General features: G+C 35.8%; 10 protein-coding genes. 8 read left to right on the top strand and 2 right to left on the bottom strand.

Annotation, left to right across the window (positions count from 1 at the left end):
* From Q7C23_RS13080 to Q7C23_RS13070, 3 genes are all read left to right on the top strand, one after another.
* Window positions 1-3,162: an efflux RND transporter permease subunit gene (locus Q7C23_RS13080; RefSeq protein ID WP_375032940.1), complete on the top strand. Its 3,162-nt coding sequence runs from the start codon at window positions 1-3 to the stop codon at window positions 3,160-3,162.
* A 19-nt stretch (window positions 3,163-3,181) separates the two neighbouring features.
* Window positions 3,182-4,588 (top strand): efflux transporter outer membrane subunit, encoded by a 1,407-nt coding sequence (locus Q7C23_RS13075; RefSeq protein ID WP_375032939.1) that lies wholly within the window; start codon window positions 3,182-3,184, stop codon window positions 4,586-4,588.
* Window positions 4,589-4,916: 328 nt separating this feature from the next.
* The gene (locus tag Q7C23_RS13070; RefSeq protein WP_375032938.1) at window positions 4,917-5,390 is read left to right on the top strand and encodes a hypothetical protein; all 474 of its coding nucleotides are present in this window, start codon (window positions 4,917-4,919) and stop codon (window positions 5,388-5,390) included.
* Between the two features lie 68 nt (window positions 5,391-5,458).
* Here Q7C23_RS13070 and Q7C23_RS13065 read toward each other — a convergent pair whose 3' ends face one another.
* Window positions 5,459-7,807: a mechanosensitive ion channel family protein gene (locus Q7C23_RS13065; protein WP_375032937.1), complete on the bottom strand. Its 2,349-nt coding sequence runs from the start codon at window positions 7,805-7,807 to the stop codon at window positions 5,459-5,461.
* Window positions 7,808-8,010: 203 nt separating this feature from the next.
* Between Q7C23_RS13065 and Q7C23_RS13060 the strand changes: the two genes are divergently transcribed.
* Together Q7C23_RS13060 and Q7C23_RS13055 are read left to right on the top strand one after the other, a co-directional pair.
* Window positions 8,011-9,612 carry a Na+/H+ antiporter gene (locus tag Q7C23_RS13060; protein ID WP_375032936.1) on the top strand — a complete coding sequence of 534 codons (1,602 nt, stop codon included), beginning with the start codon at window positions 8,011-8,013 and terminating at the stop codon, window positions 9,610-9,612.
* A 140-nt stretch (window positions 9,613-9,752) separates the two neighbouring features.
* Entirely contained in the window at window positions 9,753-10,790 is a 1,038-nt protein-coding gene (locus Q7C23_RS13055; protein ID WP_375032935.1) for a LacI family DNA-binding transcriptional regulator, read from the top strand.
* A gap of 167 nt (window positions 10,791-10,957) precedes the next feature.
* Here the strand turns inward: Q7C23_RS13055 and Q7C23_RS13050 are convergent, their stop codons facing one another.
* A complete protein-coding gene (locus tag Q7C23_RS13050; RefSeq protein ID WP_375032934.1) occupies window positions 10,958-11,212 on the bottom strand; it encodes a hypothetical protein in 255 nt (84 codons plus the stop codon).
* Window positions 11,213-11,541: 329 nt separating this feature from the next.
* Here Q7C23_RS13050 and Q7C23_RS13045 point away from each other — a divergent pair, with 329 nt between their 5' ends.
* The 3 genes from Q7C23_RS13045 (at window position 11,542) to Q7C23_RS13035 (ending at window position 13,492) form a co-directional block, all read left to right on the top strand.
* Window positions 11,542-11,970, top strand: coding sequence for an SRPBCC domain-containing protein (locus Q7C23_RS13045; protein ID WP_375032933.1), 429 nt, complete (start codon window positions 11,542-11,544; stop codon window positions 11,968-11,970).
* A gap of 1 nt (window position 11,971) precedes the next feature.
* Window positions 11,972-12,298: an ArsR/SmtB family transcription factor gene (locus tag Q7C23_RS13040; protein WP_375032932.1), complete on the top strand. Its 327-nt coding sequence runs from the start codon at window positions 11,972-11,974 to the stop codon at window positions 12,296-12,298.
* Between the two features lie 222 nt (window positions 12,299-12,520).
* Window positions 12,521-13,492: a LysR substrate-binding domain-containing protein gene (locus Q7C23_RS13035; RefSeq protein WP_375032931.1), complete on the top strand. Its 972-nt coding sequence runs from the start codon at window positions 12,521-12,523 to the stop codon at window positions 13,490-13,492.
* Window positions 13,493-13,613 lie beyond the last annotated feature (121 nt).

The following is a 13,613-nucleotide window of genomic DNA, read 5'->3' as shown; positions in this document are numbered from 1 at the left end:
ATGTTTAAAATATTTATAAAAAGACCTGTTCTTTCGACAGTAATATCTGTTATTATTGTTATTCTGGGTATTTTGGGACTCGTTGAGCTGCCTATTTCTCAATATCCGGATATTGCCCCACCAACCGTAAACGTTTCAGCAAGTTATACGGGTGCGAATGCCGATGTGGTACTGAAAAGTATTGTAATTCCGTTGGAAGAGCAAATTAATGGTGTGGAGAACATGACCTACATGACATCTTCAGCAACAAATGATGGTAATGCCTCTATCAAAATTTTCTTTAAAGTAGGAACAAATCCTGATTTAGCAGCGGTAAACGTTCAAAACAGGGTTTCAAGAGCGACAAGTTTATTACCGGTAGAGGTAACTCAGGCCGGTGTAACGGTAACTAAGAGTCAGAGTAGTAACTTGTTGATTTTCTCTTTATATAGTGAGGATAAAGCATACGATCAGACTTTCCTTCAAAATTATGCTAAGATTAACCTTGTGCCGCAAATTCAGCGTGTAGTTGGAGTAGGAGATGTAACGGTTTTTGGTGCCAAAGATTATTCGATGAGAATCTGGTTAAGACCGGATATCATGCAGCAATACAAACTTATTCCGAGTGATATTTCGGCTGCTTTGGCAGAACAAAATATTGAAGCTGCACCTGGTAAATTTGGTGAGAACGGCGATCAGGCGTTTCAATATGTAATTAAATACAAAGGGCGTTTAACAAGCCAAAAGGAATTTGGTGAAATCATTATCAAATCTGTTGGTAACGGACAAATGCTACGCTTAAAAGATGTTGCCAAAGTAGAATTAGGGTCTTTAAGTTATGCGTCTACAATTAAAACAAACGGAGTAGAATCTGCGGCGATGGCGATTAGCCAGACTCCGGGATCAAATGCCCGTGACGTAATCAACAATTCTAAAAAACTGATCGAAGATGCGGCTAAAAACTTCCCGAAAGGAGTAAAATATACCATTCTTGTTGATGTCAATGAAAATTTAGATGCTTCTATCGAAAAGGTAATTCATACTTTGATTGAAGCTTTTATATTGGTTTTCATCGTTGTATTTATCTTCCTTCAGGATTTTAGATCAACATTAATTCCGGCGATTGCGGTTCCGGTTGCCATTGTAGGAACATTTTTCTTCCTGAGTTTATTTGGATTTACGATTAATTTATTGACCCTTTTTGCGATGGTACTTGCGATTGGTATTGTCGTCGATGATGCGATTGTCGTCGTCGAGGCCGTGCACGCTAAACTGGATCATGGTTATAAATCGTCTAAAAAAGCAACAATCGATGCGATGGATGAAATCTCCGGAGCGATTATTTCGATTACATTAGTAATGGCAGCGGTATTTATTCCGGTAACCTTTATTAACGGATCTACAGGAGTTTTCTACAAACAATTTGGTATTACGCTAGCGGTTGCGATTATTCTTTCGGCAGTAAATGCTTTGACTTTGAGTCCGGCATTGTGTGCTTTGCTTTTAAAACCGCATGCTGATGACCACAAACATAAAAGTTATCTTCAAAGATTTTACACTTCGTTTAACGTTGCATTTGATAATGTAACCAACAGATACAAACGTTCGGTTAGTTTTCTTTCGGTAAAAAAATGGATTGTATTGGCCGCTATTCTTATTGCCAGTGCAGGATTGTTTTATATGATGAAAACGACACCATCTGCTTTCGTTCCTTCGGAAGATCAGGGGACAGTTTTTGCGAATATCAGTTTACCGCCATCGGCCTCTATGGAACGTTCTGATGTAATCGCCAAGCAAGTAGACAGTATTGCCAAAACGATTCCGGGAGTTAAAAACACGCTTCGTATTGTGGGACAAAACTTTACAGCCGGAGCGGGAAGTGCTTACAGTATGGTTATTGTAAAATTAGTACCGTGGGATGAACGTGAGTTAAGCGTTAATGATGTAATTGGTCAGCTTTTCGCCAAAACAAGTGGTATTCGTGAAGCTAATATTTTCTTCATTTCGCCACCGACAATTCAGGGATTTGGACAAAGTGGTGGATTCGAATTTCAGTTGCAGGATAAAGGAGGTCACTCAACAGCAGAATTCTATAAAGTGAATACTGACTTTTTAGAAAAACTATCTAAACGTCCGGAAATACAATATGCAACAACACCATTTAATCCTGGTTTTCCACAATATATGATGGAAATTAATTTGGCTAAAGCCAAAGATGCAGGAGTTCCCGTAAACTCGATTTTATCAACGATGCAAGGGTATTATGGTGGATTGTATGCTTCGAATTTCAATAAATTCGGAAAACAATACCGTGTTATGATACAGGCTTCTCCGGAATTCCGTACCAATACAGAAGGATTAAATAAAATTTTTGTTCGTAACAATGCGGGAACAATGGCACCTATTACAGAGTTTGTAAAAATGACCAGAGTTTTTGGACCGGAATCGATTTCAAGATTTAACTTATTTACTTCTATTTCGATTACAGGAGCGCCAAATCCGGGCTTTAGTTCAGGAGATGCTATTAAGGCAATTCAGGAAGTGGCTGCTGAAAATTTACCAGCAGGTTATGGTTATGAATTCTCAGGTTTAACGCGTGAGGAATTGGCTTCAGGAAGTGAGACTATTTTCATCTTTATTCTTTGTCTTGTATTCGTTTACTTCTTATTAAGTGCACAATACGAGAGTTATATATTACCATTTGCGGTCTTGTTTTCAATTCCGTTTGGATTGGCAGGAGCTTATTTATTCTCGATTATTTTCAAATTGAACAGTAATATTTATTTACAGATTTCCTTAATCATGTTGATTGGATTGCTGGCGAAGAATGGTATTTTGATTGTCGAATTCGCATTAGACCGAAGACGAAAAGGATTGCCAATTGTACAAGCGGCAATTGAAGGAGCCGTGGCGCGTTTACGACCAATTTTGATGACTTCGTTTGCGTTTATTCTCGGACTTGTTCCGTTGATGTTTGCAACAGGAGCAGGAGCTGTCGGAAATAAATCGATCGGAACCGGAGCAGTCGGAGGGATGTTAATCGGAACCATTTTGGGAGTATTTGTAATTCCGGTTTTGTTTATCATTTTCCAGACTTTACAGGAAAAAGTAAGTGGTCCTGCTAAAGACGGTTATGATGACGATGATGAAGAAGTGCAGTTGATCGAAGCTCATAAAGAGTAAATAATTTAATTCAAAAGAAATGACTCATAGTTCAAATAAATATATTGTACTGGTACTGACAGCCGCACTTTTAAGTGCGTGCTCGATTACCAAAAAGTATGAACGTCCGAAAACTATTTCGACAGATAAATTGTATCGTGATCAGGCTTCTGCCGATTCGACTACTATTGCGAATATGCCCTGGCAAAGTGTTTTTAAAGATGAAAAATTAAATGCGCTGATTCAAAAAGGATTAGATCAGAATTTGAATCTGAAAAATGCTATTGAAAATATTGTGCAGGCGCGTGCTTCGCTAACTCAAAGTAAATTAGCGTATTACCCAACTTTAAATTTGGATGCTAACGCAACCCGAACTAAACAATCAGAAGCAGGGTTGAATTTCCCGGCAGGAATCAACATCAATACTTTAACCACAACTTATAAATTAGGTTTGAGTACCTCGTGGGAGGCTGATATATGGGGAAAATTAAGCAGTTCTAAAAGAGCAGCTTTAGCAACTTATTTGGGTACAGATGCAGCCAAACAAGCTGTACAAACACAATTGATAGCTGATATTGCCAACAATTATTTTTTATTATTGGCTTATGATAAACAATTGCTTATCACGCAGGAGACTTTAGAAAGCCGAATCAAAAATGTGCAAACCATAAAAGATTTAAAAGAAGGCGCAATTGTTACCGGTGCGGCGGTTGTACAAAGTGAAGCCAACCAATACGCGGCAGAAGTATTGATTCCGGATTTAAAACGTAATATTCGCGAGACAGAAAATGCAATTCATATTTTGTTAGGTGAAGCTCCGGGACCAATTGACAGAGGTGTTTTAGAAACTCAAAATATACCTCAGAATCTGGCGACTGGTTTGCCTTCTCAATTATTAGAAAATCGCCCCGATGTGCGTCAGGCTGAATTTAATTTGAGAACGGCTTTTGAAATGACAAATATGGCTAAAACCTATTTTTATCCAAGTTTGACATTGACAGCAAGTGGTGGTTTTTCGAATTTGCAATTGACAGATTTCTTTACCAATTCGGTTTTCTATTCGCTAATTGGTGGATTGACACAGCCTTTGTTCAATCAGGGAATTAATAAAATGAGATTGACGACGGCGCAATCGCAACAAGTACAGGCTTATAATAATTTCCAACAAAGTCTTTTGGTTGCAGGACAAGAAGTTTCCAACGCTTTGTACGCTTATCAAATGGCGGCTGACAAAGAAGATTCAAGAAAAAAACAAATTGAAGCCTTAGAAAAAGCAGTTGATTATACACAGCAGCTTTTAGAATACAGTTCGGATACAAACTATACAGATGTATTGACATCACAGCAAAATCTTTTAGCGGCACAATTGAGTGGCGTTAATGATAATTTGCAAAAATTACAAGCGGTGGTTGATTTGTACCGCGCTTTAGGCGGAGGCTGGAAATAGATTCTTTATGCCGAAAAGCATTATTGGTCGATAAAATGGGCTGATCGGTATAAAGAATAATTCTGAAGTTGAAGTTTGTTGTTATTTTTGAAAAATAATAAATACAAGTCAAAGAAAAAGATCTGAAGTTCCACACAATGATCTCTATTATTAAAACATGACTAATGAAAACGCCTCAAATTTTGAGGCGTTTTTGTTACCTCTATGTCGGTTAAAAAGTGCTCTCCGTCGATTGGTTTGGTGGTTCTGTATAATGGATGTGATAATCGAAATTATTGGCACTACTTTCGATTACTATTAAATGAAATTAAAATTTAAAACAAAAACGATGAAAAAATTAGTATTCGCCTTAGTGCTTTTTATGAGTATATCTTTTGCTCAGGCACAAGTTTCAATTAATGTAAATATTGGGACTCCTCCAAGCTGGGGACCGGAAGGAAATGACGACAGTAGATATTATTATTTACCGGATATTGATATTTATTATGATGTCGCGGAACGCCAATATATTTATGATAATAATGGCAGATGGATTCGCGATAAAAGACTTCCTTCACAGTACAGAAATTATGATTTATATGGAGGTTATAAAGTGGTTTTAAAGGATTATAAAGGAAACACTCCTTATTCGTATCACAAGAAACACAGAGAAAATTATCCAAAAGGATATCATGGAAAACCTCAAAAAAGCAGAGGAAGTAAACCGGAGAAAAACAAATCAGAACACAAACAGAAACATGAAAACCCTAAAAATTCAAAAGGGAATTCTAATAAAGATCATAAGCATGATGATCATCATTAATTAAAATGCGATTAACGAAAAACGCCTCAGATTTCTGAGGCGTTTTTTATAATTTATAATGTCAATTCTTAACTCGAAAAAGTCAATCCTTTAGCTTTAAAACTGCTAAAAAGAACCTGACGGGCAGAACTAACGGTTTCTTCGGTACGGTAAATACTGCACCAGAACTTCACTAATACTTTATATTTTCCATCAGAAATAGCATTATAAAAAATTTGTGGTGTTTTGGTTGTGTTTACCAAAGACAAACTTTCCAGTGCCTGCATGATCGTCGCATTGATATCGTCCGGAGTGGTATCACCACTAATGTCTATTGAAACTTCAACCAATTTAAAATTGTCGGTATACGTCCAGTTGGTGATATTTTGAGACAATAAATTTCCATTGGGAATAATGATTTCGGCACCGTTTGGCGCATTGATTTTAGTGGTTCGCAATCCCATTGATTTTACACGACCGGATTCAGAACTAATTTCGATAACGTCCCCAATCTGTATTGGTTTGTCAAAAATTAAGATAATACCCGAAACGAAATTATTAACTACATTCTGAAGTCCAAGTCCAACACCGACACCTAAAGCTCCTAAAAGAATACTCAGTTTATCTAAGGGCATTCCTGAGGCGGCAACGGCCAAAAGATAACCACCAATCAAAACAATTAATCTGGTGATAAGTAACTTAGAATGTTGTCTTTTGTTGACATTTTCTTCATTTTCGTCATCAATTTCACCAAAGAAATACGCGACATATTTTTGGAGTAAATGGGCAATCCAGATGATGATAAAAAACAAAACAATGTTTCCTAAGGTAAAAGTTATGCTTCCAATATTGTTAGGACGGCTTAGTAATTCTCCTAAAGAAGTTCGAAGTGATTGCCAAATGTTTAAATTCGAGGCAATTACCACCACCCACATATAACCAATTATCAAAACAAAAGGCTTTTTGAGTGTATTGGATAAACTTTCGTGATCAAAAATCTTTTCAATTCCACGTTTAACCCTGGTGGTATATATCTGCAGAAGAATGATTTCTAAGATTATTTTCAATAGCACACTAAGCGCTACTATCTGCGTAAGGGAAATGAAAGCAGTCAGGCTCAGCATGTTCGAAAGTGAAACTCTTCCGAAAAGGTTATAAAGTATCGATAAACCATTAAAACCAATAAAAATTATACTGGCCCACTTAAAAAATCCCTGGATGTATAATTGTTTTTTGAGTGTTTTGATTTGCACCAGGCCATAGCGTATTCCAAAAATATTTATGGCAATAAAAGCACAGCGTTGAAAGAATCCAACTTCAATAAAAAGATCCAGAAAACAAAGCGTGAAGAATAATCCCAATAGAAATAGCCAGTTTTTCATCGCTACTTTTGACCATTGATTTTTGAAAAGAATAGTCAAAATTCCTAGCAAAAGCATTTGAAGTAATTCTATAAACAAAGCCGGTGCAAATAAATTACTAACAACAGCAATATTAAGTCCAATTATAGCAACCGGAATAAGAAACCCTCTGTTTAAATATTTGAAATTAAATAATGAAAGGTTTTCTGAATGTCCATTTGTTTTAAGATATTTTAAGTTACGTGAAACATACCAGGCCAGAAGTCCAATAAAGAAGAGCAGCGTAATGAGTCCTCCAGTGCGATAACTCAAATAATAAGCGGCAACTTTTTCCTCAATAACTATTTTGGCGCCAATGTTCTGTGCCACTGTTTTTTTAGGAACAGAGTCGTTAACACTCCATAAAAAAGGATATTCTTTATGCAGCATGCTAATTCCGGACTTTTCAAGCTTACCTTCTACAACCAGCAATGCGTTTGAAACGGCTATTTTTCGTTGTACGGTAATTCTTTTTTTCTTGTTTAGAATCCCCTGATTTTTTGTCATCAGGCTATCTGTACTAAGATATTTTTTTCTAAGATTGGCAAACTCTTTTTTGAAATGCTTGCGGCGGATGGTATCCTTTAAAAGTGCCATCAGATTTTTGTCTTTACGCAGCTCGATAAAACGGCCTTTTATCTTCTCCAGATTTTCATTGCGCAAGTTGATAGCCGTATTCTGTTCTTCCAGTTGTTGCTGAATTTCTTCCAGAACCGTATGATACATTTGCTGGTTACGCACATTTGGGTTCGCGCCTTTCAAACTTGCCAGAATCAGGTCAAGTTTGCTTTGCGTTCTTTTAATTTCTCCAAATAAATGATGAGAAGCACTATCAAAATCGGCATCATTATAAGCTGATTCCATCATTTCATTGGCCTTTTCAATAGCCATAAGATACTCACTGTCTGTGGTTGCTTCTTCAAATAATTTGGAACGGGTTTCCTTTTTGGGAGCAGCGGTTTGTGAATAGGAGAGTGGCGCATAAAATAACGCAAGAAGTAAGGCTAATAAACAAAGAGAATTTCTTTTTTGTAACATAATTGCAATGAATTTAGGGTTTCCAAATTTAATTGTTTTTAAGACACTTTAATAGAAAATATCTAAATATTCTGATGCCAGACAAGTAAAAGTGTTTTGAATTCTGTGCCGGATTATTTACTGTTTTTTACATTCATAATCGCATAAAATATTATATTAGTTCCCTAATTTCGTATAATCCAAAAAACTATAAACGGCAGTAAATGGAAAATATCACAGTAATCATTATGTTACTATTTGGCGTTGCTTTTCTTAGCCTGATTAGTAAAAGATACAATTTTCCAATTCCAATTGTTTTGGTACTTTGCGGTGTTGTTATTAGTATTGTTCCCGGGCTTCCGGTTATTGCCCTAAATCCGGAAGTAGTTTTTATTATTTTTTTGCCTCCGCTACTATATCACGCTGCCTGGTATACGAGTTGGTTTGAATTCAAAAAAACGATTCGGCCAATAACGATGGCAGCTGTTGGTTTAGTTTTATTTACCACGCTGGCAGTTGCTCTCGCAGCCCATTGGCTTATTGAAGATATGTCCTGGCCTTTGGCTTTTTTACTGGGCGCTATTATTTCACCTCCCGATGCGGTTTCGGCTACTTCAATAACAAAAGGTCTGGGTCTTCATCCTCGTCTTATTGCAATACTTGAAGGTGAAAGTCTGCTTAATGACGCTAGTGGATTAGTAGCTTATAAATATGCACTGGCGGCAATTCTGGCTGGAAATTTTGTGCTTTGGGAGGCTGGTTTGAATTTCTTTATCATGTCAATACTTGGTATTGCCATTGGTTTAGTGGTTGGTTTTGTAATGAGCATTGTTCATAAAAAATTTGTTTGCGATGATATTATCGAAGCGACATTAACCCTCTTAACGCCTTTTGCTTCTTATTTAATTGCAGAGCATTTCGAATGTTCCGGTGTACTTGCCGTGGTAACAACCGGACTTTATCTTTCGGCACGATCAGGAAGTATTTTTACACATGAAAGCCGTATTATGGCCGTAACCATCTGGAGTATTTTGACTAATATTTTAAATGGTCTTATCTTTATATTGATTGGTTTACAGCTTCGTCATATTATCATTGGAATCAGTAATTATTCTGGCAGTTCTTTGTTTCTATGGGGAGCGAGTATTAGTGCAGTTGTTATTGTAGTACGTTTTCTATGGGTAATTCCGTCAACATTGTTGCAGAAATACTTAAGCAGTAAAAATAAACAGAAAGAAGAATTTGATTATCGAAACATGATCATTTTTGGGTGGTCGGGAATGCGGGGCGTAGTTTCTATGGCAGCCGCTTTGGCATTGCCTTTAATGATGAATGAAAAAGAGGTGTTTCCTTTGCGTAATCTTATTATCTATCTGGTTTTTTGTGTCATTCTTTCGACATTGGTCATTCAGGGATTAACACTTCCGTGGCTGATCAAAAAATTAAAAATTCAGCCTTATTCTATTATAGCCGAAGAATACGAGATCAGGAATGTTATTGTTTCTGAGACAATTGCCCATATTGAAGATAACTTTTCATTGCTTAATGACGATTTACTTCATAACATTAAAAGTAAATATGAAGTGAAGTTTAATCGTTTGCAGAAAACAGAACTTCCGGCTAATTTTTTTGGGAATGGTAATGTAATGGGAGGAGAGATTTTTAATGAGTTTACTAAACTTCAAATAGATCTGTTGAATATTGAGCGCGTAAAATTGGAAGTGATGCACAAACAAGGGGCAGTCAATGAAGAAATTTTTCGAAAAATAGAAAAAGAACTGGATTTGGAAGAAACACGTTTGTGGATGGAAATGTATGAGGAGTGACAATTAGATAATTGGAATGTTAGAATGTTGGATTTTCATCATTAGATGTTGAGATTGGCTGATCGTAAAAATGGAAGCTTAATTTAGGAAGATATAATGTTGTAAAATAACTTATATTTACATCTCTTATTATCTATTTTATGGAAGAAAATAAACACGTAACGATCTATGATATTGCTGAGAAGCTAAATCTGGCAACCTCAACAATTTCACGGGCTTTAAAAGATCATCATTCAATAAGTGATAAGACGATCAAGAAAGTTAAAAAGGCCGCAAAAGAAATGGGTTTTGTACCCAATACTCTTGCCGCAGGTTTGCGTGGAAACAAGACAAAAACAATAGGTGTTCTGATACCAACAGTTACACAGCCTTTTTTGTCATCATTAATTAGTGGTATCGAAATTACGGCTCAAAAATCGGACTATTCGGTAATTATCATGCAATCGCATGACTCGTATCACGACGAAGTTAATATGGCAAAATCCTTATACAGCAACCGTGTAAGCGGTGTTATTTGTTCGCTTGCGATGGAAACCAGAGATACTTCGCATTTTCAGCAATTTTCAAATAACAATATTCCATTGGTTTTTGTAGACAGGGTTCCTAAGGACTACAATACTTTCAGAGTTGTAATTGACAATTATTCTGCAGGTTATAAAGCGACAAAACATCTTATAGAACAAGGTTGCCTCCGCATTGCGCATTTAACAGCGGGCTCAGAATTTGGTAATTTATATAACGAAAGAAAAAGAGGTTATGTTGAAGCCTTGAGAGATCACAATTTGCCGGTTGATGAAGAATTAATTATTGATCTGAAAGCCGTTACTTATGAAGAAGGAGTGAAGGCAAGCAATAAATTGTTTGACATAAAACCACTTCCTGATGGCGTTTTTGCTTCAGGAGATATCATTGCGGTCAGTGCGGTGCAAACAGCCAAGAAAAGAGGTATAAAAGTGCCTGAAGATATTGCGATTATTGGTTTTAATAATGACCCTATTTCTCAAATTATTGATCCTAATTTATCGACTATAACGCATCCTGCTGAAAAAATGGGAAAAGCGGCTGCAGATATTATTATTAAGAATCTGAAGTCGGCGAAAAATGAAGATGTACAGGAAATCGCTTTCTTAAATACGGAAGTACTTGTACGTGAATCTTCCAGAAGAAAAGAATCTTAAGCCTTATTGAATAATAAGTTTTAGTTCTGGAATCAAAATTCATAAAATTTAACGGCATTTTCTAATATATTAAACTCCTTTCAATTTTAATTTGAAGGAGTTTTTTTATGATTTAAGAGCAACCGATTGCCATACTTTTTTGTTTGTGGTGAAAGTTAATTCAGCGCTCAAATTGAATTTGAAAAAATACTTTCTATCATATATTTGACATGGACAATAAAAACATCTGTGTCTTTAATCTGTTGTTTGATTAATGAATCATAATCCGTTAGGTTAAACTGTTGGATCATGTCTTTTTTTAGATATTTTATAATGGATTCAATACTGCGAGTATCATTGTCCTGCTGTTTTTTAAATTCTCGCTGTTTACTTTCCAAATATTGCAAACTCTTTTTTAATCTCTGAATTTCAGTCTTTTCCAAACTTTTACGGCTTTTATAAAATTTAACGAAATAAAACGATAACCCGGAAGGTCATTAAACTCAATATGCTCCAAAAACTTCTCCATTTGAATTTAAGCCATTCCAGAGTATCGTATATTGATACATACGTACAATTTGAGATTTTGGTTTTGCTAAAAATTATAGAATTTTTTAAAAATGTTATAAAATTTCCATGTTTTTGTTTTAAATAATTGACAATAGGTTATTTAGGTTTTGTTCTAAACGGAACATTGTTATCTTTTTTTTTGAAAATAATTGTGTAACTCAAAAGTTACTTATATATTTGTGTAACTTAAAAGTTACTTATTATGAAAAGAAGCATCAAACATCAGTATTTTTTTGCTCATTCCCCTGAAAAGGTTTGGCAATACCTGACAGACTCAGACTTAATGGCTCTTTGGTTAATGAAAAATAATTTTAAACCAATAGTGGGAACCGATTTTCAATTTAGAATCAACCCGATTCCGGATTTAGATTTCGATGGTACTTTTTATTGTACCGTTTTGGAAATTGAGCCATACAAAAAATTGTCATATTCCTGGAAAAGTGGGCCAGGGGATGAGAAGATCACGCTTGAATCAGTTGTGATTTGGAAACTCGATCCCACAGAAAAAGGCACACAAGTTTATCTGGAACATAACGGATTTGACAAAGATGAAAACTTTGATTTTTTCAATGGTTTAAACCACGGTTGGCTGGAGAAATTCGAAAAAATAAACAATTTATTAAACGTATAATATGGCAACACCAGCTCTTGATGTATTTCAGGTCATTGGAGACCCAAGCAGAAGGAAAATGCTTTCCCTGCTGTGCGAAGACCGTCTGACCATTAATTCGCTCGCTGATCATTTCGATATGAGTCGTCCTGCAGTTTCCAAACATGTGAAGATTTTATATAATGCAGGTTTTATCTCCATAGAAGACAGTGGGCGTGAACGGTATTGCAGTCTCAAAAAAGATGGCTTTGATGAATTGAAGAATTGGATTTCTTTCTTTGATGAATTCTGGGGAGCGAAATTGAAGAAATTGGATTCTTTGATGGGGGATAGCAAATTGCCTAATTAAATGAAATTTGAACAACTTTGACATTTTACCACAAAGTGCGCAATCCCGATAGTTATCGGGATACACAAAGTTCACAAAGTTATATTCACATAGCTTTGTGAACTTTGTGTTTTTACAAAGCCGTCCACATCAAAAAATCTTCATGCACTTTGTGCTAAAATCTCTACATTTTTATAATCAAAATTGATATTTTTCTATCTTTATAAAATAAAATTATAATCAATGACGATCCAGCAATTAAAATATATTGTAGCCTTAGACGAAGAACGCCATTTTGCAAGAGCTGCCGAAGTTTGCATGGTAACACAACCCGGACTAACCATTCAGTTAAAAAATCTTGAAGAAGAAATCGGAATAAAGATTTTTGATCGGAATAAAGTACCATTGACGCCAACTATTTTAGGAATCGAGATTATCAATCGAGCAAAAAAAATTCTTCGCGAGGCAGATGAAATTCGGGATTTTGTAGTGAATGAAAAAAACCTGTTAGAAGGGGAGATCAAAGTGGGTATCATTTCCACTTTATCGCCTTATTTGATTCCGTTGTTTATTAAAGCGATGAAAGAGGCAACTCCAAAAGTACATTTCATTATAAGGGAATCCAATACCGGTCAGTTGATGAAAGATGTAGAAACGGGAACCATTGATGTGGCTATAATGGCAACACCAACCGGAAATCCCAATTTGATTGAACATCCTATTTTTAAAGAACCGTTTGTTGCGTATTTGAATGAATCCCATCCCATGGCGAAAGAAGCGTTTTATGAAATGCAGCCCGGAGATAAAACTGAATTATTGTTATTACATCACGAGTTTTGCTATAATGCACAATTACTGGATATCTGCGGTTTAAAATCCTCAGATAAAATAAAAGAGCAGTTTACCTACGATATCAGTTCGATTGAAACCTTAAAAAATTTAGTCCGCGCGCATTTAGGATTTGCTATTATTCCACAGCTTTCTATTTTGAACGATGCACCATCAGGACTTTTTAAACCATTCACGGAACCTATTCCTGTAAGAGAAATCAGTCTGGTAGTTTCCGATTCGTTTTCAAAGAAATTAATCCTGGAGAAAATGAACGAAGCCATCTGGAATTCCCTCCCGGACTCCCTCAAAAAAGATTTTGCGTATAGAAAAATACGCTGGAACGATTCGCCTTATTTTGTAAAGGCCGTTAGTAAGTTTATGTAATTTTAACACATTGAAACATAGTTTTCCTTTGTAGAGAAAGGCGTTTCACTTGCTTGAAAACACATAGCTATGTGTCGTGAAACAAGTGAAACGCCTTTTTACAGTATAAAAACCTATGTTT

Origin of the sequence: Flavobacterium sp. LAR06 (genome assembly GCF_041946075.1) — a bacterium.
GTDB lineage: Bacteria > Bacteroidota > Bacteroidia > Flavobacteriales > Flavobacteriaceae > Flavobacterium.
This window is presented reverse-complemented; position numbering and strand designations above follow the sequence as displayed.

Bases quoted from the DNA above. Each gene is read 5' to 3' on its own strand.
- Q7C23_RS13060 (WP_375032936.1), top strand. From the start codon at position 8,011: ATGGAAAATATCACAGTAATCATTATGTTACTATTTGGCGTTGCTTTT.
- Q7C23_RS13065 (WP_375032937.1), bottom strand. From the start codon at position 7,807: ATGTTACAAAAAAGAAATTCTCTTTGTTTATTAGCCTTACTTCTTGCG.
- Q7C23_RS13035 (WP_375032931.1), top strand. From the start codon at position 12,521: ATGACGATCCAGCAATTAAAATATATTGTAGCCTTAGACGAAGAACGC.
- Q7C23_RS13055 (WP_375032935.1), top strand. From the start codon at position 9,753: ATGGAAGAAAATAAACACGTAACGATCTATGATATTGCTGAGAAGCTA.
- Q7C23_RS13045 (WP_375032933.1), top strand. From the start codon at position 11,542: ATGAAAAGAAGCATCAAACATCAGTATTTTTTTGCTCATTCCCCTGAA.
- Q7C23_RS13075 (WP_375032939.1), top strand. From the start codon at position 3,182: ATGACTCATAGTTCAAATAAATATATTGTACTGGTACTGACAGCCGCA.
- Q7C23_RS13070 (WP_375032938.1), top strand. From the start codon at position 4,917: ATGAAAAAATTAGTATTCGCCTTAGTGCTTTTTATGAGTATATCTTTT.
- Q7C23_RS13080 (WP_375032940.1), top strand. From the start codon at position 1: ATGTTTAAAATATTTATAAAAAGACCTGTTCTTTCGACAGTAATATCT.
- Q7C23_RS13040 (WP_375032932.1), top strand. From the start codon at position 11,972: ATGGCAACACCAGCTCTTGATGTATTTCAGGTCATTGGAGACCCAAGC.